This window comes from Exiguobacterium chiriqhucha RW-2, assembly GCF_000416965.1.
GTDB lineage: Bacteria > Bacillota > Bacilli > Exiguobacteriales > Exiguobacteriaceae > Exiguobacterium > Exiguobacterium chiriqhucha.
Genome location: NZ_ATCL01000014.1, coordinates 349,557 through 371,340, shown reverse-complemented (window position 1 = coordinate 371,340; position 21,784 = coordinate 349,557). Strand labels below are relative to the sequence as shown.

At 54.4% G+C, this 21,784-nt stretch carries 22 protein-coding genes; 13 read left to right on the top strand and 9 right to left on the bottom strand.

Translation table 11 applies throughout. The features are described 5' to 3' along the window. The first annotated feature begins 236 nt into the window (after positions 1-236). From M467_RS21615 to gntK, 4 genes are all read left to right on the top strand, one after another. Entirely contained in the window at positions 237-2,663 is a 2,427-nt protein-coding gene (locus tag M467_RS21615) for a bifunctional diguanylate cyclase/phosphodiesterase (protein WP_021066252.1), read from the top strand. Between the two features lie 138 nt (positions 2,664-2,801). Beyond that, complete coding sequence (gene gnd / locus M467_RS21610; protein WP_021066251.1) at positions 2,802-3,686, top strand: phosphogluconate dehydrogenase (NAD(+)-dependent, decarboxylating); 885 nt, start codon at positions 2,802-2,804, stop codon at positions 3,684-3,686. Between the two features lie 82 nt (positions 3,687-3,768). After that, positions 3,769-5,112, top strand: coding sequence for a GntT/GntP/DsdX family permease (locus tag M467_RS21605; protein WP_021066250.1), 1,344 nt, complete (start codon positions 3,769-3,771; stop codon positions 5,110-5,112). 17 nt (positions 5,113-5,129) lie between these two features. After that, positions 5,130-6,629: a gluconokinase gene (gene gntK, locus M467_RS21600; protein WP_021066249.1), complete on the top strand. Its 1,500-nt coding sequence runs from the start codon at positions 5,130-5,132 to the stop codon at positions 6,627-6,629. Positions 6,630-7,102: 473 nt separating this feature from the next. Here the strand turns inward: gntK and M467_RS21590 are convergent, their stop codons facing one another. After that, positions 7,103-7,621, bottom strand: coding sequence for a dihydrofolate reductase family protein (locus tag M467_RS21590; RefSeq protein WP_021066247.1), 519 nt, complete (start codon positions 7,619-7,621; stop codon positions 7,103-7,105). 75 nt (positions 7,622-7,696) lie between these two features. Between M467_RS21590 and M467_RS21585 the strand changes: the two genes are divergently transcribed. Then, positions 7,697-8,587 (top strand): helix-turn-helix transcriptional regulator, encoded by an 891-nt coding sequence (locus M467_RS21585; protein WP_021066246.1) that lies wholly within the window; start codon positions 7,697-7,699, stop codon positions 8,585-8,587. Between the two features lie 135 nt (positions 8,588-8,722). After that, positions 8,723-8,941 (top strand): hypothetical protein, encoded by a 219-nt coding sequence (locus M467_RS21580; RefSeq protein WP_021066245.1) that lies wholly within the window; start codon positions 8,723-8,725, stop codon positions 8,939-8,941. Positions 8,942-8,992: 51 nt separating this feature from the next. Here the strand turns inward: M467_RS21580 and M467_RS21575 are convergent, their stop codons facing one another. Then, positions 8,993-10,555 (bottom strand): PTS transporter subunit EIIC, encoded by a 1,563-nt coding sequence (locus tag M467_RS21575; RefSeq protein ID WP_235045165.1) that lies wholly within the window; start codon positions 10,553-10,555, stop codon positions 8,993-8,995. 62 nt (positions 10,556-10,617) lie between these two features. After that, on the bottom strand, positions 10,618-11,967 hold the full coding sequence (locus tag M467_RS21570) for a 6-phospho-alpha-glucosidase (protein WP_021066243.1): 1,350 nt from the start codon (positions 11,965-11,967) through the stop codon (positions 10,618-10,620). 146 nt (positions 11,968-12,113) lie between these two features. Between M467_RS21570 and M467_RS21565 the strand changes: the two genes are divergently transcribed. After that, positions 12,114-12,833 (top strand): GntR family transcriptional regulator, encoded by a 720-nt coding sequence (locus M467_RS21565; RefSeq protein ID WP_021066242.1) that lies wholly within the window; start codon positions 12,114-12,116, stop codon positions 12,831-12,833. Between the two features lie 38 nt (positions 12,834-12,871). Here M467_RS21565 and M467_RS21560 read toward each other — a convergent pair whose 3' ends face one another. Beyond that, positions 12,872-13,279, bottom strand: coding sequence for an Lrp/AsnC family transcriptional regulator (locus M467_RS21560; protein WP_021066241.1), 408 nt, complete (start codon positions 13,277-13,279; stop codon positions 12,872-12,874). Positions 13,280-13,397: 118 nt separating this feature from the next. On the opposite strand from M467_RS21560, the gene M467_RS21555 reads away from it, so the two are divergent. The 4 genes from M467_RS21555 (at position 13,398) to M467_RS21540 (ending at position 17,029) form a co-directional block, all read left to right on the top strand. After that, complete coding sequence (locus M467_RS21555; RefSeq protein ID WP_021066240.1) at positions 13,398-14,156, top strand: MBL fold metallo-hydrolase; 759 nt, start codon at positions 13,398-13,400, stop codon at positions 14,154-14,156. Between the two features lie 129 nt (positions 14,157-14,285). Continuing rightward, positions 14,286-15,002, top strand: a complete 717-nt coding sequence (locus tag M467_RS21550) for a polysaccharide deacetylase family protein (RefSeq protein ID WP_021066239.1) — start codon at positions 14,286-14,288, stop codon at positions 15,000-15,002. 103 nt (positions 15,003-15,105) lie between these two features. Beyond that, positions 15,106-16,044 (top strand): M23 family metallopeptidase, encoded by a 939-nt coding sequence (locus M467_RS21545; RefSeq protein ID WP_021066238.1) that lies wholly within the window; start codon positions 15,106-15,108, stop codon positions 16,042-16,044. A gap of 262 nt (positions 16,045-16,306) precedes the next feature. Continuing rightward, a complete protein-coding gene (locus M467_RS21540) occupies positions 16,307-17,029 on the top strand; it encodes a polysaccharide deacetylase family protein (RefSeq protein WP_031200032.1) in 723 nt (240 codons plus the stop codon). A gap of 36 nt (positions 17,030-17,065) precedes the next feature. Here M467_RS21540 and M467_RS21535 read toward each other — a convergent pair whose 3' ends face one another. The 4 genes from M467_RS21535 to M467_RS21520 all read right to left on the bottom strand — a co-directional run bounded on the left by M467_RS21535 (position 17,066) and on the right by M467_RS21520 (position 19,317). Then, positions 17,066-17,464 carry a cytidine deaminase gene (locus M467_RS21535; RefSeq protein WP_021066236.1) on the bottom strand — a complete coding sequence of 133 codons (399 nt, stop codon included), beginning with the start codon at positions 17,462-17,464 and terminating at the stop codon, positions 17,066-17,068. A 133-nt stretch (positions 17,465-17,597) separates the two neighbouring features. Continuing rightward, positions 17,598-18,029, bottom strand: coding sequence for a cyclophilin-like fold protein (locus M467_RS21530; protein WP_031200030.1), 432 nt, complete (start codon positions 18,027-18,029; stop codon positions 17,598-17,600). Continuing rightward, complete coding sequence (locus M467_RS21525; protein ID WP_198922689.1) at positions 18,026-18,586, bottom strand: sugar O-acetyltransferase; 561 nt, start codon at positions 18,584-18,586, stop codon at positions 18,026-18,028. Before M467_RS21525 ends, M467_RS21530 begins: the two co-directional genes overlap by 4 nt. Continuing rightward, positions 18,586-19,317: an SDR family oxidoreductase gene (locus M467_RS21520; protein ID WP_021066233.1), complete on the bottom strand. Its 732-nt coding sequence runs from the start codon at positions 19,315-19,317 to the stop codon at positions 18,586-18,588. Before M467_RS21520 ends, M467_RS21525 begins: the two co-directional genes overlap by 1 nt. A 104-nt stretch (positions 19,318-19,421) precedes the next feature. Between M467_RS21520 and M467_RS21515 the strand changes: the two genes are divergently transcribed. Beyond that, entirely contained in the window at positions 19,422-20,300 is an 879-nt protein-coding gene (locus M467_RS21515; protein WP_021066232.1) for a LysR family transcriptional regulator, read from the top strand. On the opposite strand, the gene M467_RS21510 is transcribed toward M467_RS21515, so the two are convergent. After that, on the bottom strand, positions 20,297-20,866 hold the full coding sequence (locus M467_RS21510; protein WP_021066231.1) for a TetR/AcrR family transcriptional regulator: 570 nt from the start codon (positions 20,864-20,866) through the stop codon (positions 20,297-20,299). The genes M467_RS21515 and M467_RS21510 overlap by 4 nt on opposite strands. Positions 20,867-21,007: 141 nt before the next feature. Between M467_RS21510 and M467_RS21505 the strand changes: the two genes are divergently transcribed. After that, on the top strand, positions 21,008-21,757 hold the full coding sequence (locus M467_RS21505) for an SDR family oxidoreductase (protein WP_021066230.1): 750 nt from the start codon (positions 21,008-21,010) through the stop codon (positions 21,755-21,757). Positions 21,758-21,784: the final 27 nt, after the last annotated feature.

Sequence of the window (21,784 nt, the reverse complement as noted above, 5' to 3'; positions counted from 1 at the left end):
CCCACCCCGTTTTTCATATGTTTGACCGTCCCTCTCAATCATGAAGCGGGACGGTTTTTCGTTTATATGATTTCAATGTCTGCTGATAATAGGTTTATCCTTCTAATGTGCCAAACTATTGACCCACCGTGGAAAATATTCCCTTCACGTCAAGACAAATATGCTACGCTAGGAAAGCTCATTTTTGAGAAACTGTCCGTTTTCGTCCATTTGTCCCGATATTATTAAAGAAAGGTTTGGTCCCCATCGAACACCATCTCCATAGTACATACAGTCTTCCCCTCGTCTTGTTATCCATCGCCGTCGCCGTCTTCTCGGCATTCGTCTCGCTCGATATTAGCAGTCGGCTCAAGTATGCCGAACGGGTGTCGCGCATCCGTTGGGTGAGCGCCGGTGCCCTCAGTCTCGGGCTCGGCATTTGGGCGATGCATTTCATCGGGATGTTGGCCTTCCATCTAGAGGCCGATGTGTCCTACCATATCGGTATCGTCATCGCCTCGATCATTCCAGCCATCGTCTCGTCCGGGTTCGCCTTCTATATCGTCAGCCGACAGACGGCGCGACCGCGCGATCTCGTCATCAGCGCCGTCTTCATCAGTATCGGCATCGTGTCGATGCATTACGTCGGCATGGAAGCGATGCAGATGAACGCCGTATTGACGTTCGATCCGTTCATGTGGCTATTATCGGCCGTCGTCGCGTTCGTCGCCTCGCTCGTCGGGCTCTATCTGTTATTCTCGCTCCCGGACGTGTCACGGTTCCATTGGCGGAAGCTCGTCTGTTCACTGTTGATTGGGCTCGCCGTATCGGGGATGCACTATATCGGCATGGGTGCGGCCGAATTCACTCCGCTCGCGACGCCACAAGTACTGACTGGCTTCTCGATGGACAGCACGCTCCTCGCCTTTTGGATTGGTGGCAGTGTCACAACGCTGTTCGTACTGATGCTGATCTCGCTTCGCAATGAGAAGCAGCTCGAGCGTCAGTCCATCGAACTCGAAACGAAGTTCCAGTCCGTCATCGAGTCGGCGAACGATGCCATCATCGTCGCGGATGCCGAACGGCGCATCGTGCAATGGAACCACGGGGCCGAGCGCCTATTCGGATATGCTGCAAGCGAGGTGCTCGGGGAATCGATCACGCTCATCATGCCCGAGCGCTTTAAAGTCGCACACGAACAAGGCATGAAACGCTATCGCGAGACGCGCGAAGCAAACGTCATCGGCCGTACGGTCGAGCTCGTCGGCTTGCGAAAAGACGGGACCGAGTTCCCGTTCGAGATGTCACTCGGCACGTGGGAGACGGAGAAAGGTCTCTTCTTCAGCAGCATCATCCGAGATATTAGTGAACGGAAGCAAATCGAGGAACAAATTAACGACCTCGTCTATTTGGACACGCTGACCGGCCTACCGAACCGCCGCCTGTTCAACGACCGGCTCGACGCCTTGCTTTCCCAAGGCAGCGAGTCGACATTCTCGTTGTTTTACATTGACCTCGACAACTTCAAGGTCATCAACGACCGGTTCGGCCACTCATCAGGCGACGTCTTCTTGCGCCAAGTGACGGACCGGCTGTTGACGACGATTACTAAGAGCGACACGCTCGCCCGTCTCGGCGGGGACGAGTTCGTCATCCTGTCGCCGAACACTGGCAGTAACCTTGCCGCCCACCGCGCCCAACAGATTACGAACGCGTTGAACCAACCGTTCTTGCTCGAAAGTGAGGACGTGTTCACGAGCCTATCGATTGGCATTAGCCTCTATCCGTCCGACGGGCGGACGGCCGGTGACTTATTGAAGAACGCCGACATCGCCATGTATCGAGCGAAAGAGGACGGCAAGAACGGCTTCCAGTTCTTCACGAAAGACATGAACGAGTCTGTCGCGCGCAAGTCACAGCTCGCGATGGCGCTCCGGAAAGGCATCGGCCGCGGCGAGTTCTCGATTCATTATCAGCCGCAAGTGCACCTCGAGACCGAGGTGCTCATCGGCGTCGAGGCACTCGTGCGTTGGACCCACCCCGAGCTCGGCATGATCTCCCCGGCCGAGTTCATCCCGATCGCCGAAGAGACCGGCAGCATCCATCGTCTCGGCGAGTACGTCTTGAATGAGGCGTGCCGGCAGAACAAGGCGTGGCAGGATGCGGGCGTCGAACCATTCCGCGTTGCCGTCAACATCTCGGCACTCCAGTTCGCGCAAAAAGATTTGCCGGATATCGTCAGCCAGGCGCTCGAGGCGTCCGGACTCGCACCGGAATATCTCGAGCTTGAGTTGACCGAGACCGTCATCCAGAGCGCGCAAAGTGCCATCGAGACGATGGAGGAACTCGTCGCCCTCGGCGTCCACTTGTCGATCGACGACTTTGGCACCGGCTACTCGTCTCTCAGCTACTTGAAGCTGTTCCCGATTGACACGCTGAAAATCGACCAACACTTCACGAAAAACATCGAGACCGATTCGAAGGACGCCGCCCTCGTCAAGACGATCATCCGGATGGCGCACGAGCTCGGGCTGAACGTCATCGCCGAAGGGGTCGAGACGAAAGCACAGGTCGCCTTCCTCAAGGCCGAGGATTGCAACCAGGCACAAGGCTACTATTACAACAAGCCGATGCCGGCCGAAGAGCTCGACTCGTTCCTGTATCCGTATAAGAAAAGTGTCTGATTCTCGTCCCGCCTACACGTTAGGTCGGGACGCTTTTTTTTGTTCTTCGAAAAAAATTCCGTCATTCGACTTGTAAATCGAATTTAATTTGATATTATAGTGGAGAGATGGAAAAAAATTCGATTTAGAGGTGACGATATGCAAATCGGTTTGATTGGATTAGGCAAGATGGGATACAACTTGGCGCTCAACTTGAGCGACCACGGTCACAACGTCGTCGGGACGGACGCCGGGAACGTCGAGGCGACATCGAAGTTTGAGATCGTGCCGACGCTTGAGGACGTCGTCAACTCGCTCGAGACACCACGCGTCGTCTGGGCGATGGTGCCGGCCGGTGACATCACTGAGGCTGTACTGGCAGAACTGCTTGAGAAGCTCGAGCCGGGTGACATCGTCATCGATGGTGGGAACTCGAACTACAAGCTGTCGGTCGCACGCGCCGAACAGTTCAGCGCCAAAGGCATCGCCTTCTTCGACTGCGGGACGAGCGGCGGCACAGAAGGTGCCCGCAACGGCGCCTGCACGATGGTCGGTGGTGACGCCGACGCCTGGCCGACGATCGAACCGATCTTCAAAGATCTCTCGGTCGAGAACGGCTACTTGTATACGGGACCGGCCGGCAGCGGCCACTTCTTGAAGATGATCCATAACGGCATCGAATACGGCATGATGCAGGCGATCGCCGAAGGGTTCGACATCTTGGAGAAGAGCCCGTTCGATTACGATTACGAACAGGTCGCCCGCGTCTGGAACCACGGATCGGTCGTCCGCTCATGGTTGATGGAGTTGACCGAGAACGCGTTCTCGAAAGACGCGAAGCTCGACGACATCCGCGGCGTCATGCATTCCTCAGGGGAAGGAAAATGGACGGTCGAGACGGCGCTCGAGCTACAGGCGGCGGCCCCGGTCATCGCCATGTCGCTCATGATGCGCTACCGCTCGCTCGAGGACGACACGTTCTCAGGGAAAGTCGTCGCCGCGCTCCGAAACGAGTTCGGGGGCCACGCGGTCGTCAAGAAATAACCGCAAGGAAAAGGTCAGGGGTGGCCTTTTCCTTTGTAAATATTTGTAAACGGTTACACATACGGTAAAGGGGGAAATACATATGTCGGGTTCGACACTCATTTTAATCGCAGTCGCAGGGATTTTCTTGCTCTTATTCTTAGTCATGCGGACGAAGCTCCACGCCTTCGTCTCACTTCTCCTCGTCAGTCTGCTCGTCGGGGTCGCGGCCGGTATGCCGCTCGGGGACGTCATCGCCTCGATCCAGAACGGGATGGGCGGCACGCTCGGCTTCGTCGCCGTCGTCGTCGGTCTCGGTGCTATGTTCGGGAAGATGTTAGAAGTCTCGGGTGGTGCGGAACGCCTCGCCCAGACGCTCGTCAATAAGTTTGGAGAAGACAAGGCGCAATGGGCACTTGCTCTCACCGGCTTTATTGTCGCCGTCCCGGTCTTCTTCGATGTCGGCTTCATCATTCTCGTTCCAATCGTTTATGGCCTCGCCAAAAAGACGGGCCGCTCGCTCTTGTACTACGGGATTCCGCTCCTCGCGGGTCTCGCCGTCACGCACAGCTTCATCCCGCCGACGCCGGGTCCGATTGCCGTCGCCAATTTGATTGGTGCCGAGCTCGGATGGGTCATCTTGTTCGGGGTCATCGCAGGAATTCCGGCAACAATTCTCGCCGGACCGGTTTTTGCGAAGTATATCGCCAAAAAAATTCACGTCACTATCCCGGACTATATGGAGTTCGAAGAGATTGATACGTCGAAAGAACTGCCGAGCTTCAAGATGATTGTCTCGCTCATCTCGATTCCGCTCGTGTTGATTCTCGCCAACACGTTGTCCGCCGTCTTGCTTGAAGAAGGCAACGGCATCCGCACTTTCTTCACGTTCATGGGTCACCCGTTCGTCGCCTTGACGCTCGCGACACTCCTCACGTTCATCTTCCTCGGCACACGCCGCGGCTATACGCGTGACGAAGTGCAAGAGATTGCGACGAAAGCACTCGAACCGGCCGGGATTATCATCCTTGTCACGGGTGCCGGTGGCGTGTTCAAACAAGTATTGATCGACTCAGGTGTCGGTGACGTGCTCGGAGAAATGATGGCCGGTTCAGCACTCCCGGCGATTGTGCTCGCCTTCTTGATTGCGGCCGTCGTCCGTGTCGCCCAAGGTTCGGCGACCGTCTCGATGGTCACGGCGGCAGGACTCATCACGCCGCTTCTCGAACTTCAAAATATCACCGGTGCCGCGCTCGGCCTCATCGTTATCTCAATCGCCTCGGGTGCGACGGTACTCTCGCACGTCAACGACTCAGGTTTCTGGCTCGTCAACCGCTACTTCGGTTTGGATGTGAAAGACACGCTCAAGTCGTGGACCGTCATGGAAACGATTATCGGATTGACCGGCTTCGCGGTCGTCTTCTTGATCAGCTTGTTTATCATTTAAGTTAGGAAGTGATGTGTGTGTACACGATTGGCGTCGATATCGGGACGACGAGTACGAAAGCCGTCCTGTTCCATAACCAGCAACAACTCGCGGTACATAACGTGTTGTACCCGCTTCTCACCCCGGACACGGAGACGGCCGAGCAAGACCCGGTCGTCATCTACGGGGCCGTGCTCGAGGCGATTTCCGCCGTTCGCGCCAAAGCCGACGGTCCGGTCCGCTTCGCCTCGTTCAGCTCGGCGATGCACAGCCTGATCGCGCTCGATGCGTCAGGTCGCCCGCTCACCCACAGCATCACGTGGGCCGACAGCCGGGCCAACCCGTATACGCAAGAGATCAAACGGAACTTTGATGCGAGTGCGCTCCATATGCGTACCGGCACACCGGTCCATCCGATGGCGCCACTCTCGAAGCTGCGTTGGCTGAAACATGAGCATCCGGACGTGTTCCAGCAGGCGACCAAGTTCGTCTCCATCAAAGAGTACGTCTTCTATCGCCTGACCGGTCGTTTCGTCATCGACCACTCAATCGCATCAGCGACCGGGCTGTTCAATTTGAAGGAATGCGCCTGGGATGCGGAGGCGCTCGACGTCGCCGGAGTCACACCGGAGCAACTGTCCGAGCTCGTGCCGACGACCGAGATCTTGACGCTTAAACCGGATGTTGTTGAGACGCTTGGCTGGGACTTCCCGCTCGTCATCGGGGCGAGTGACGGGGTGTTGTCGAACCTCGGTGTTGGGGCGTTCGAGCAAGGCGTCGTCGCCGTCACGATCGGGACGAGCGGTGCCATCCGCACGGTCGTCCGGGAACCGGTCGAGGACCCGAAAGGACGTATCTTCTGTTACGCCTTGACCGACAAGCATTGGGTCATCGGCGGGCCGGTCAATAACGGCGGCATCATCCTTCGCTGGCTCCGCGACGAGTTCGCGGCGAGCGAGGTCGAGACGGCGAAACGGCTCGGGATGGATGCCTATGATGTGTTGACGCGCATCGCCGAGACGGTCAAACCGGGCTCGGACGGCCTGTTGTTCCATCCGTACTTGATGGGCGAACGGGCCCCGCTCTGGGACTCGAACGCACGCGGTTCGTTCTTCGGCTTGAGTATCCACCACAAGCGCGAGCATTTCATCCGCTCGGTGTTAGAAGGTGTCATTTTCAACTTGTATACGGTCATGCTGGCACTCGATGAGTTGACGGGTGCGCCGAACCGGATTCACGCGACGGGCGGCTTCGCCCAGTCGAGCCTGTGGCGCCAGATGATGGCCGACATCTTCGATACGCCGGTCGTCGTGCCGGAGAGTCATGAGAGCTCGTGTCTTGGGGCCGTCATGCTTGGGGAGTATGCGTTCGGGGACATCGACGACTTCACGGCCGTGCCGCAAGTGACGCACGAACATGCACCAAATCATGAAGCGACCACGATTTACCGGGAGCTGCTCCCGATCTATATCCGACTCTCGCGTCATCTCGCGGAAGAGTATGAAGCGATTGCCGCGTTCCAAAGAAAGCATGTATAAGAAGAGGCCGAGTTCATCGTGAACTCGGCCTTGTTTATTGATCACGCAATTTATCTTTCTTCTAGGTTAGATTCCTAGAGCGAAAGAGATGGTATACTTTTCACGATTAGAAATCCATTCTAGATGATGAGAGACGAGGTAAAATCGAATGAGTAACATCCTTGATTCTTTGATTGCGGCAATCCCCTTTGTCTTCTTTGGCGTATTGCTCATCAAGTCAAAAGATCAGACAAAGTCTGGAGAGACCGGCGCACCGACAGACGGAACTGAAATCTTGTTCAGTTTGTTTTTATCCTGTTTTAAACCAAAAGTCTTAGGATACGCATTCGTCTTGGTCGGCCTGTCATTTGTCGTGATCACGTTTCTTGTTAATTTTACATAACGCACGAAATGATGAAACGTCACATGCAATTCTTCGAACACATGACGTTTTGATACACCAAGTCGACGCTTTCAAAGGTCGGCTTTTTTATTTACCGCTCGTACGTCACCATGACGAACTGTCCGGACGCGCGTTGGCTCGTCAGTTTCAACTTCGTCTCTTTCGTGCCTTCCGGGAAGAGCGGAATCCCCTCACCTAATACGACCGGAGCGATGGCAATCTCATAGCTGTCGATCAAGTCGTGCGCCATCGCCGCCTTGATGATTTCGCCTCCCCCGACAATCCAAATGTCCCCGTCGATGTCTTGCTTTAATCGTTCAATGAGCTGTTCGATCGGCTCATCGGTGAACGTGACGTGCTCAGCTTCCCGGTCCGGGCTCCGCGTCAAAATATAGTTCGGAATCTTGTCGTACGGGTAACCGTCCGGCTCAAGCACGAGCACTTCCTCATACGTCTTCCGTCCCATGATGACTGCCCCGACCGTTTGGAAGAAGTCGGCGTAGCCGTTGTCCCCTTCCCCAACGACTTCGAACAACCAGTCGAGCTGGTCGTTCGTGCGCGCAATCTTTCCATCCAAACTTGTCGCGATATATAAGACGACGTTTGCCATGATGAATTCCTCCTTGATTCGTGATACATTCAGCTTACTTGATAAACACGACAAAACATGACGGGAATGGATAAGATGAAAAAACGACATCTGTACTTAATTCGATTGTTGAACCGGGGACGACGCTTCACGGCGGACGAACTCGCTCTTGAGACGGGTGCCTCGGTCCGGACGATTCAGCGCGATATGCTGACACTCGAAGAACTCGGCTATCCGATTTGGAGCGTCCCCGGCGCGGGTGGCGGTTATGAGATGTTGCCGAATCGGCTCTTGCCACCGCTCCAGCTCCGGGAACAGGAAGCGGTCGCTTTGTATCTCACACTCAAATGGATGGAACAGATTCCGGACGTGCCGTTCGGGGATATGCGGGACACGCTGTCGGACTGGTATGTCAACGAATTGCCACATGACCTCGAGACGAAAATCGCTCGGCTCGAAAAGAACATCCTCTGGCTCGGGAATCAGACCGTCCCACCGGCGCCGTTCACGAAAGACGTGTTTCAGGCGGTCGAGCAACGGCGCAACATCGAGATGACGTATGCGACGACGAAAGGATCACGCACGTTCACCGTCGCACCGGTCGGGATGGCGCTCCTCGACTTGAAATGGTACGTGTACGGTCTCTCGGAGTACGGCCTGCGTCAATATCGAATCGACCGGATTGAAGCGATACACCTTCTCGAAGAGACATTCGAAGCGGACGATTTGGCGACGCTCCTCGAGGCGAGTGACGAACGAACCGGCGTGACCGTTCGGCTCAATCTTACCTCGCTCGGCCGCCGTCTGCTTGAAGACGTATTACCCGATATCACCGAAAAAAATGAGTGGGACGTGCCGGAGGCCGAGCTCCCGTTCTTGTCGCGGCAATTGCTCGCGGCCGGGGCGGAAGTCGAGGTCGTCGAGCCGACTGAACTGCGGGAGATGATGCGAGAGCAGGCGGAGCGGTTATGGAACCGGTATCGATAATCAAATCGATGCTTTGGCCTCATGTAAGAATTGTCTTTATATGGTAATATGAGTCCATATTGCTACATGTAAAGGAGCGTTCGCATAACCAAGCTATCGTTTTCAAAATTATTTGTCTCAATCAGTGTCATCTCATTGTTCGCTATCATGGTGTACCTTAACGTCTCGACGCTCGAACTGAACGAGACGATCGGTTCAGGGCTGTTCTACTTGAAAGGCTATTATGAGGAAGGCAAAATGATCGTCACCGAGCAAGGGATTGGCATCATCACGCTGCCACTCGCTATCGGTCTCGTCGCTTCGACACTCATCAAAGGCGCTCAATTTTATCGTGCCTCGTCGGTTACGAACTAACCTTCTCATCTCGGACAAAGAGCCCAACCGTAAATCGGTTGAGCTCTTTTTTCAATTCGCTTGGTCCATCTCTTTATGCAGTTTGAGCAACTCATTCTTGTACAAATCCGAGCGTCCTCCAAAGATGGCCTGGATGTTATTTTTCACTTTCACGACCCCGGCTGCCCCGAGTGCCTTCAACTCGTCCTCATCGATTTGGGACACATCTTTCAATTCGACACGGAGACGTGTGAAACAGGCATCGATATCGATGATGTTGTCACGGCCACCGAGCGCCTCTTGAATGGCAAGTGCCGTCGTTTGGATTGATGTCTTTCCTGATTTCTTTTCATTGTAGTCTTTGCGGGTAAACAGTTTCGTCTCTTGTCCCCCTCGGCCCGGCGTCGCCAAGTTCCATTTTTTAATCGCGAACGTGAAGATGCCGTAATAGACGAAGAAGAATCCGGCCCCAACGACGAGGTTCATCCACCAGCGCGGCGTCCCTGGCAACACATTCACCAAGACATAGTCAATCAATCCCGAGCCACCGGCCCAGCCGATATGGGCGTCAAGAGCGTACATGAGCGCAAACGACACCCCTGTCAACACACTATGCACGACGTAAAGAAGTGGTGCAATGAATAAGAACGTGAACTCGATCGGTTCGGTGATCCCGGTCAAGAACGCCGTCCCTGCCGCTGCGAGCAAGAGGCCACGCACGACGGGACGCTTGTCCGGGTCGGCCTGACGGTACATGGCGAACGCCGCTCCAAGAAGACCGAACATGACGATCGGGAACTTGCCGGCCATAAAGCGTCCGGCCGTCACGTCGACACCTTCTGCGATTTGAGCGAGGAAAATATATTGGTCCCCGCTCAAAATCGAACCGCTAACCGTCGCCGTGCCGCTAAGTGACGTCCATAAGAACGGTGCGTACCAGATGTGATGTAATCCGGTCGGAATCAATAACCGTTCGAGCATTCCGTATAACCCGACGTAAGCCGGATTCGTCGCATCACTCGCGATGACATTCGCCATCGCTGTGAGGCCGGTCTGAATCGGCGGCCAAATGAGCATCATAAAGAAACCGAGCAAGATGGAGAAGAATACCATGACGATACCGACCGAACGATCTCCGGCGAAAAAGCCGAGCATCTCTGGCGGGTTGAACGTGTGGAATTTTTTATACACCCAGACCGCAAGCAAGCCGACCGCGATCCCACCGAGCACACCCGTCTCAAGTGACGGGATACCGAGCAACATGCCGTACTCCCCGCTCTCAGCCGCCATTTCCGGTGTGATCCCAAGGGCAATCGAAATCGTCGTGTTCATGATGACGTAGCCGACGAGTGCGGCAAGTGCCGCAATTCCCGACCCGCCGGACAGACCAACCGCGACGCCAATCGCAAAGATGATTGGCAAGTTGGCGAAGATACTCAACCCGATTTGAAGCATCCCGGCACTGATCGCTTCGACCGTCCCGTTCTGTAAAAACGTCCAACTTTCTGCAAGCGGACCTGTTAGCGCCGCGCCGAGACCAAGTAAAATACCGGCCGCCGGCAAGAGCGCGACTGCTACCATGAGCGCCTTCCCGAATTTTTGAAATACCCCGAACCATTGACTTATTTGATTCACTCCTCATGTGTAAGCGTTATCAATTCACAAAACGAACAAAGGGGAATAACTCCCCTTCGTCTTTAGCGTGCGACCGTCTCCCGTTGTTTGAGGGCCGGCCAATAGTTTTCGTTCTCGTTAATCAAATCGTCAAGGATTTGACGGGCGACCGGCGCATCGACGACGGTCCGGTTGAGCGTGAGTGCCTGGAGTGCCTTTTCATAGCTGTTCTCGAAATAGGCGTCGACAACGAGCTGTTCGTAGGCGAGCTGTCCTTCGATCATCCCTTTGTAGAAGCGAGGAATGTGTCCGACAGCGAACGGCTTCGGTCCACGGTTCGTGAGCATCGCCGGCACTTCGACCATCGCATCATCCGGCAAGTTAGCGATGATGCCGTCGTTCTTCACCATGACGATGAAGATGTCGCCATTGTTGTAGGCGAGTGACGCTGCGACACGAATCATGTAGCAACCGTGGATATCGACTTCAAGATGCACGTTCTCAAGTGAGTCGTCAGCGATGATTTGATCACACATCGAGAAGACCCGTTGCTGGCGGCCGTTGATGACTTGACGGGCCCGCGTGTTCTCCACGTCTTCCTTCTCCGCCATGTCGGACGGATACAAATAATACTGAAGATACGTGTTTGGCAAATATTCCGGGAAATCGGTGAGCATCTTCTCGACTTGCTTGAACGTCTTGATCCAAGATGGGTCGTTTGCGATCTCTGAGTCTTCTGGGATGAACCCGTCCTCTAAGATGGCGCGCTTGATGTCTTCCGTCAACTCATTGCCTTCTTTGTCATAGATGCCTGTGAACCAACCGAAGTGGTTGAGGCCGAAGTATTCCGGCACGAGATCCCAAATCTCTTTGCCGAGAATCTTCGCGTAGCTCACCATGATTGCGGCCGGCATATCACAGATATTCAAAATCTTTTTGTCATTCGGGTAGGCACGCTTCAACGCCTCGGCGACGATTGCGGCCGGGTTCGTATAATTTAAGATCCAGCCGCCCGGTGAGCCTTGGCGGATGTCTGCGACGAGATCAATCATGTCCCCGATCGACCGCATCCCGTACGACATCCCGCCCGGTCCACACGTCTCTTGTCCAACCACGCCGTGACGGAGCGGAATCTGTTCATCTTTCTCGCGCATTTCCAGGCCGCCCGTTCGAATTTGAACGAAGAAGAAGTCCTTGTCGCGGAAGGCGTATTCTTTGTCCGTCGTATACTCGAACAGCTCGAGCTCTGGGTAATGCTCACGAAAGATGATTTCAGTCGCTTTGGCGACACGCTCCTGGCGCTCACCATCCGTATCGTAAAACGTGATTGAACGTAGTGGGAAGTGAGCTTTCTCTTCAATCAAGCTCATAATCATACCGATTGTGTACGTGCTGCCGCCACCGACGACGACGAGGCGTTGTCCTTGTTTCATGTGTGCGTTCCCCTTTCGAATACATATCTTATTGATTACAATACAAATTTAATACATATTATTTTAAACGTCAACAATATTTTTGAAAACGTTTTACTTTGTGTATACTAGAAGTATGAATTCAGGTCGAAATCGGAGGGTCAGTCATGAAAGCAAAATCACCGCTCTACCAACAAGTCGCCCACAAAATGCGCACGTTTATCGAGTCCGGCACGTGGGCGCCCGGTGAGGCGATCCCGACCGAGGCTCAACTCGTCGAAGAGTTCAGCGTCAGTCGAGTGACTGTCCGGCAGGCGGTCAAATTGCTCCAAGAGGAAGGTCTCTTATGGAAACGACAGGGTAGCGGCACATACGTCCAGTCCGAAAAGATTGAACACAACATGTACGAATTAAAAAGCTTCACGGAAGACATGAAACGAGAAGGGAAAGAAGTGACGAACAAAGTACTCACCTTCACGTTGCAGCCACCGAGTGAGAAAGTGCGAGAGGCACTCGAACTCGAAGATGGCGAGCTCGTCTTCTACGTGAGGCGCCAACGATTCGCAGACGGCGAACCGCTCATCGTCGAGGACACATACTTGCCGCTAAAGCTGTTCCCCGACTTGACGTACGAAGTGATGTCGCAATCGAAGTACGCCTATATCGAAGACGTCAAACAGTTCAAGATTGCGGACAGCGTCCAAGAGTTCATCCCGGTGCTCCCGACAAAAGAGATTGCCGAGATGCTCGGAGTGAGTGAACGAACGCCCGTACTCAAAGTCGAACTCTATTCGTTTCTTATGGATGGCAGTCGGTTTGAGTTCACAGAAACGTATTTCAAGAGTGAAGAATACCGCTTCATCATCCGCGCCGGACGAAGACATTAAAAAGGACCTGTGAATCACAGCGATTCACAGGTCCTTCGTCAGTTAATGACGATCGACAACTTATAATTGACGTACTTGCTGAGCCCGTCCAAAAAGGCGTTCAACTCTTGGTTCGACGGGAATCGGCACTCTAAGACGTAGCAGCCGTCCCCGCTCACCTTGTAGTTATTGCGGACGTACGGCCGGTGCTCCTCGAGGAATAGGAGATACGGGTCGTGAAACGTGCTCGACGTAAAGATAGTGATCATCGCGTGGACCGGTAACCCGAGCTTGTCCTCGTTCACGCGAATCGTATACCCTTCGATGATGCCGAGGTCTTCGAGCTTCTTGACGCGCGTCGCCGTCGCCTGCCCGGTCAAGTGCACGTGTGCCCCGAGTTCTTTCATCGTTATCCGGCTGTTCGCCTGTAGCGCCTCGATGATGAGGCGGTCAGTTGGATCGAGCATGGGTGACTCCTTTCACGATTCAAGCCAATCCGTCCAAACACTTGATTCGTGTTATGTATGAAACGACGGCTGCTTGTTAAACTGTACATACATTATAGCTAAAAGGAGAGATTTTTCTATGCACGTGCAACTGATCCGTAATGCCACACTCCGCGTTGAATACGCCGGAAAGACGTTCCTCATCGACCCGTTCCTCGGGGAGAAGGGCGCCTATCCCCCGTTCCCGAACTCGGAACGGCAAGACGCTAATCCATTGGCCGACCTGCCAATCGCGATTGACGACATTCTGACAGGCATCGATGCCGTCATCTTGACCCATCTGCATCTCGACCACTACGACGAGGTCGCGAAACAAGTTCTGCCGAAAGCGATCCCGCTGTTCGTTCAAAACGAGGATGATTTGACTGTCATCGAAGGCGACGGCTTCACGAACGTGACCGTGTTGAGCGACACGACAGCATTCGAAGGAATCAACCTCACGAAGACAGCTGGGGAGCACGGTCGCGGTCCGATTTTAGAAATGGCCGGTCTCGTGTGCGGTGTCGTCTTCACCCACCCTACGGAACAGACGCTCTATGTCGCCGGGGACACGGTCTGGTATGACGAAGTCGCCAAGACGATTCAAGCGCATCAACCAGCAGTCATCGTCGTCAACGCCGGGGACAACCAATTCGTCGAAGGCGGGTCGCTCGTCATGAACGAAGAGGACGTCCGCCATGTTCACGAGGCTGCCCCGTCGGCGACGATTATCGCGGTCCATATGGAAGCGGTCAACCATTGGAAACTATCGCGTCCTGACTTACGTGCCTATGCGGCATCACACGGCTTCGCCGATCGCCTCATCGTTCCTGAAGACGGCGAGACGATTTCACGCTAACGAAACGACGGCCCTGACCTTTCACGTCAGGGCCGTTTTTAGCTTCATTTTTGCCTTCTTGTTATGGTATTCTAAGCTTCATACCGATACCACGTCACCCGTTTTTTGCCTAGAGGGAGTTTTGTTTGGATGATGAAACGTGTCATTTTGCTCATGTCGATTTTTTTGTTGATCAACTCCCTGTCACAGGCAGCGATTCCGAAACCGAAAGCTTATAACGACCGCAGCCTCATCTATTTGACGCTCGATGACGGGCCGAATCGGAAGACGGGAGCGCTGCTTGACGTCTTGAAGAAACATCGGGTCAAAGCGACATTTTTCATCCTTGGGAAAAATATCAAGGGAAATGAGCACCTCATCCGACGCATCGTCGCCGAAGGCCATCTCATCGCCTTGCACGGGATGACCCACGTGCGCGAGGAGTTTTATGCGTCACCAATAACGGCCGTGCGTCAAATGAAAGACGTGCAACGTCTCATTTATGAAGTGACAGGCATTCATACGAATATGGCTCGTACGATTTACGGTAGTGACGCAGGCATGACGCCTGCGCACTGGCAAGCGATGGACGAGGCCGGTTTTGAGATTTGGGACTGGAACGTAGGCAGTCTCGATCATATTTATAAGAAAGACAACGACCCGATCGAGCAGCGTGTGTTCAATCGGCTCGAGGCGAATTACGAGATGAATATTGCTTCCATCATCCTGGCGCACGATCACTCGATGACACCGAAAGCGCTCGATACGATTATCCGCTATGCGAAAGAACGCAATTATGAGTTCCGGACGTTAGAAGGGGTACATCCCCCGTACAACTTTTTCAATCCGTGGGAACCGAATGAATGAATGACAAATGCTGAGTCCACGTGGGCTCAGCTTTTTGTTTGCTCGAAACTTTATATTCTTGACGCCGTATACAATAGGAACAACCAGCAAAGGTGGAACCCACATGCAACTCGACGTCCGAACGTTTCCAAAATCATTTCGCGATGGTCAATTCGATTCAATCTATAGCCAGACGACCGACTCATTCAAACAACAGACCTCGCTCGACGCGTTCTACCGGCTCGCCATCTCATTCAATGAAGGCGTTCGCCGCTATCGGGTGGTAAATGACATGAAATTGAACGGAAGCCGTCGTCTCGTCTGGATAGATGACCGGAAGGAACGCGTGCTTAGTGTCACGTTCAATCAGGACGACCTCATCGAGGAACTACTCATGACGCCACATCAACCCGATTCGAGGGGCGACCGTCGCTTCACGAAACATACATACCACCTTCCGTTCACGGATGACTGGCTCGTCGTATCAGGCGGTACACATCCTGGTGAAAATCGGCATTATCCGGAACGCGCGCAACGATACGCCTACGATTTCATTAAAGTGAACAACAACTGGTCATACAACAAGACAAAGTCCGGGAACCACTCGTTTTATGCGTTCGGGGAACGCGTCATCACACCGTTGGATGGGACGGTTGTGGTGGTTGTCGATGATGTACCGGACGTTCCAGATTCGAGTCGCCCTTTCGGCAATCACGTCATCTTGGAGCACGCCGGCGGGGAGTATAGTCTCCTCGCTCACCTCGAGGATGGCTCAATCGCCGTCAACGTCGGGGACCATGTCAAGACACGCCAATTGATTGGTCGTTGTGGCAACTCGGGTAATTCGTCTGAACCGCACCTTCACTTCCAAGTGATGGACAGTCCCGACCTGGCATCCGCCACCTCACTTCGGATTCGTCTAAAAGGAAGAAAGAATCCGGTTCGTGGTCAAATCGTCAGACCGAAACAATCCAACTCGTTGGATCGCACGGACTTAGCCGCTGACTTTTTATTCGAACTCGCGCTCGCCGTTCCCAGACTCTTGTTTAATTTTTGGAAGTGATCGCTGACGACAAAAAATGCTCCCACATCCAGCGATGCGGGAGCATGTTGAATGACTAGACGTGATGACTAAAAAGCTAACGCCCTGCACGTTATTCATTTCGATTGGGATCATCTCCTGATATACCTCAACGTTTCGGGAGAAACCCAGTATTTGTCGTCCACACGTGTAGTGTCGTGAACTTGAATCGGGTAAAGACTAACGTCAATCATGCCGGCACCGTCTAACACCACCGCTCTACATCAGGAAGGTGTGTATGTTGATGAGAAAACGTTTGATTTTGTTCGTATTGGCCATTCTGCTGATCAGCCCCTTATCGCACACCGAGGCAGCGACACCGAGAGCGTACAACGACCGCAGCCTCATCTATTTGACGTTCGACGACGGGCCGCACCGTCAAACCGGCGCATTGCTCGATGTGCTGAAGAAACATAAGGTCAAAGCCACGTTTTTCATTCTTGGCAACAACATCAAAGGCAATGAGAAAATGCTCAGACGAATCGTCGCAGAAGGTCACCTCATCGCGCTTCACGGGATGACGCACGACCGGCATAAATTTTACCGGACACCGACGACGGCCGTGCGCGAGATGCAGGACGTCCAAAGGCGCGTCTTCCAAGTGACAGGTGTCAAATCAAACATCGTCCGCACACCCTACGGCAGCGACCCGTACATGACGCTGGCGCATCGGCGTGCGATGACGAAAGCAGGATTTCAAATGTGGGACTGGAATATCGACAGTCTCGACTATCGGTATAAGACGGACAACCGCCGCGTCCAAAACCAAGTGTTTGCTCGGCTCGATGCGAACTACAAAGCGAGAATCGCCTCAATCATCTTGACCCACGACCACTCCATCACTCCGACCGCGCTCGACTACATCATCCGCAACGCGAAAGCGAAAAAACGTGGCTATGCGTTCAGAACGCTACAAGGCCTTAAAAATCCGCACAACTTCTTCAATAAATGGAAACCACATCGGTAAACAAAAATGCTGAGCCCGCGGGCTCAGCATTTTGTATCACATCTCGAGTTCTGTGAACGCGAGCGGGACGAGCTCTTCAAGCGTCACTTCTTTCACGTCGGCGTTGCCGTTCGTGAGCAACACTTTGAAGTCCGGGTCGCCGAACTCGACGAGCACTTGGCGGCAGATACTGCATGGCGGCAAGAAGTCGACCGTGTCGCCTGACACCGCGACGGCTTCGAAGTCACCTTTTTTATAACCTTGCGCGACCGCTGTGAAGATGGCCGTACGCTCGGCACAGTTCGTCGCACCGAACGAGACGTTCTCGACGTTGACACCGTCGATGACCGTACCGTCCTTCATGAGAAGCGCTGCTCCGACGCGGAAGTTCGAATACGGCGAGTAGGCGTTCTCTTTCACTTGGCGGGCACGCTCGACTAATTGTTGTTGGTTCATGGGATCATTGTCCTCTCTGACTCGAAATGAACTGATGCCAGTTCCCGGCCTCTCTTTTTTGGGCAGGATTTTTAGCATACACCTCATGCGATAGAGAAGTCAATGAAATTTTGAAAGCGGTCACAATCTTTTATCATTTTTGAAACGTCAGCTCGACCGTCCCGCTCCCAAGCAGCGGTTCAAGCGTCGCAAAATCCTCGACCCGACCGATGCGCGTATATGCATAGCTTGTCTCGACGTCTTTATAAAACAAGACGAGACAGTCATCTCCATACAGCATGACATCCCCGGCCCGAATCGAACCGACACGTTCCGGGTTCGTCGGGAACGGTTCGTCGAAATAGAAATACTTCTCGTTCTGATGCAAGTCCTGCATCGACAACGTGAGTGGCAGACGGGCTTGGAGCGCTTCGGCTGTCAGGTTGGTTTCGAAACGTATTGAGACGTTTAGTTCTTCCACTTGTGACGTCACTCCTTCCTGATTCTCCGGCTTCCTCACCGTGTCGTCCCCACACCCAGCGAGAAACACCATGGAAGCGACCAATCCGAGGCGGATGACGTTCATGACGTCTGAACGATACGGGCCGGTGTCCCGGCGACCGTCACGTTGTCCGGGACGTCTTTTGTCACCGTCGCGTCAGCTGCGACGATGGCGTTCTCGCCGATGGTGACACCCGGCAAAATCGTCGCCCCGGCCCCAATCCAGGCGTTACGTTTCACACGAATCGGCTTCGTGATCAAGCCGCGCCGTTCGGTCGGGTCGGTCGGATGATTGACCGTCAGCAACTTGGCGAACGGGCCGATCAAGACGTGGTCCTCGATGTCGATGCCGCCGAGATCGGTGAACATGACGCCACGGTTGATGAAGATGTCTGTCCCGAGCGTGATGTGTTTCCCGAAATCGGTATAGAACGGCGGTAGCACCGTGACCGAGTCCGCGACGTCTTGCCCGAGCAACTCCGAGAGCGTCCGCTGGAACTCGTCTTTCGGCAAGTACTGATAATTCAGGCGCATGAGCGTCGGCTCGATGGCTCGTTGAATGTGATGAATCTCTTCAAAGACGGCTTCGCCCGCAGCGATCGTTCGACCGGACACGCGTTCTCTCAATCCGCTACCCATCATCACACCTGTTGTTTCGTCGGACGGATGATGAGGTTGCTGACAGAGACCCGGTCCGGTGTGTCGATGGCGTAGACGACCGCTTCAGCCACGTCCTCGCTCGTCAATCCCCACTCGGTTTGCGCCTCATGGAGCGCCTGGGCGGCTTGTTTGTCACTGATCGTGTTGTACAGTTCGGTCTGGACGGCTCCCGGTGAGATGATCGTCGATTTGACGTTGTTCTCCCGCTGTTCTTGGCGCAAGCCTTCCATGATGGCGCGGACCGCGAACTTCGTCCCGCAGTAGACGGCCGACTCCGGATAGACAACGTGGCCGGCCACCGAATCCGTCGCGATGATATGACCCGACTGTTGACGTTCCATGATTGGAAGCACGGCGGCAATCCCGTTCAACACCCCGGTCACGTTCACATCGAGCATGGCCTGCCACTCGTCACGGCGCCCGTCGACAAGTGGCGCGGTCGGCATGATGCCAGCGTTGTTGAACAAGACATCGACATGCCCGAACGTGTCGAGTGCCGTCTTCACCACCGCCTCGACAGCTGCGTAGTCCGTGACATCGGCTTGCTGGATGACGATGTCAGCCTCGGGATGCTTCGCTTGGATGGCTTCCAACCGGTCGAGACGACGGGCGGCGAGCACGAGTTTCGCGCCCCGTTCGGCCAATAGATGGGCCGTCGCTTCGCCGATCCCGCTCGACGCCCCCATGATGATGACAACTTTGTTGATGGTCATAATCCATTCCTCCTTTGAATGACTCCAGTATAGGAACGGACAAGCGTCATGTCTAATGCTACTATTTGATTAAGAACCATAACGAAAACGCATGGAGGAATGACATGGAGCTACAACAACTACGCTACTTCCTCGCCGTCGCGAGCGAAAAGAACATCACGCGCGCGGCCGAACATTTACGGCTGTCGCAACCGGCGCTGTCCCGGCAAATCCATCAGCTCGAGGACAGTCTCGGTGGACCGTTGTTCGAGCGGAGCCAAGGCGGCGTCACGCTGACGGAACGAGGCTACTATTTGGCCGAACACGCCAAAGAGATGATCCGTCTGGCCGATAAGATCTCGATCAACTTGAACACGGCGACACCCGTCAGCGGAGAACTGTATATCGGCGGTGGCGAGACGGAGACGCTCACCTCGGTCATTGAGACATTCCGACAGATGAAACAGCTTCATCCCGACGTCAAATTACGCCTGTATAGCGGCAACGGAGACGACGTGATCGACAAGCTGGACCGAGGCATCCTCGATTTCGGGGTCGTCATCGAGCCAATCAACCTGGCCACGTACGCCTCGCGCGAGCTCCCTCATGTCGACCGTTGGGGCATCTTGACGCGTCGTGACAGCCTAGTCGGACAAAAGAGTGCCATCGAGACCGAGGATCTCCTCGACTTGCCGCTCATCTTGTCGGAGCAATCGCTCGTCGACCGACATTTGTCGGCCCGGCTCGGCGTCGATTTGACTGAAGCCGACGTCGTCGCGACGTATAACCTGCTCTATAACGCCTCGCTCCTCGTCCGGGAAGGCGTCGGCCACGCGCTCTGCCTCGACGGGATCATCAACACGCAAGGGACCGAGTTGGTGTTCGTCCCGCTCCATCCCCCCCTCACGTCTTCCGTCCATTTGATTTGGAAGAGCGGGAGTCGCCTGTCGAACGTCGCCTCAACATTTTTAGAGCTGTTCGATGAACGGGAAACGGCCACCTAAACACGGCGGCCGGAATCGAGGCGCAATATGTGCGCCAACTGCTCGTTCATCTCGTCCGGGGTGGCCGCAAAGTCGTGTTCGGCCCAATGGATGATCATCCCGACGATGGCGTTCGCTTGATACGAACAGAACAACTCATGGTCAATCTCATCTTGCTTGTGCGCCGCCGTATCGCGAAGGAGCAACTTCCGCACTTCGTCGAACAACATGTAATAGTACGCGAGCGGTACGTTTTTCGAGAAGACGATGCGATAGAAATCGACGTACGTCTGGACGTGATGAAAGATACGGATCGTCGACGGCTCGAGTTCACGCGGGTTGAGCAACTTCACATGTCGATATGGCTCCTCATACGACTTGGCGAGGTCGGCCGTAATCTCTTGGAAGTACTCCTCGAACACGTCCTCGACCCGGGCATAATGCAAATAAAACGTGCCCCGATTGACATTTGCCACACGACAAAGTGCTGAAATCGTCACTTGTTCGAGCGAATGATTCTTCAATAATTCGACGAGCGCCTCATGGAGCGCTCGCTTTGTTTTGACGACACGCAAGTCCGGCTTCATAGTTTGCACATTCCTCTCAACAGTTATGGCTGGAAGTGTTGATTATTCAACAGAACGTCTCTTTTTTGATGATTGTAAGCGCTTTCCAACATTCATTATAATAGTTATTGAACACATGTTCAATTAAAGGAGGAGACAGTCATGCGGTTATCGGGGAAAGTGGCGATTGTCACAGGAGCAGCATCAGGAATGGGAAAAGCGATCGCAGAGTTGTACGCGCAGGAAGGGGCGAAAGTCGTCGTCTCGGACATGAATCTTGACGGGGCGAAGCACGTCGCCGAGAATATCTCAGGCGAGGCCATCGCCATCCAGACGGACGTCACGTCTGAAGAGGCGTTGCAACAGTTGTTCGACGAGACGGTGAAGACGTTCGGTCAAGTCGACATCCTCGTCAACAACGCCGGCATCATGGACGGGATGGAACCGGTCGGTGAAATCTCGAACGAACGTTGGGAGAAAATCTTTGCCGTCAACACGGTGTCGGTCATGAAATCGATGCGGATTGCCGTCGACTTGTTCACGAAGCAAGGTCACGGCGTCATCGTCAACAATATCTCGGCCGGCGGCTTGTACGGCGCTCGGGCCGGCGCGGCCTATACGGCGTCAAAACACGCCGTCGTCGGATTGACGAAGAACACGGCGTTCATGTATGCCGACCAAAACATCCGTTGTAACGGAATCGCACCGGGCGCGGTCGCGACGAACATCGGCTCGACGATGACAAACATGAGCCAGGCCGGGTTCGGTCGCCAACAGCTCGGGATGGCCATCAACCCACGCATCGGACAACCGGAAGAGATTGCTCAGCTCGCCCTCTTCCTCGGCTCGGACGAATCGAGTTTCATCAACGGTCAAGTCGTCGCCATCGACGGCGGTTGGACCGCCTATTAAACCAAAAAATGAGCCATATCCGACGCG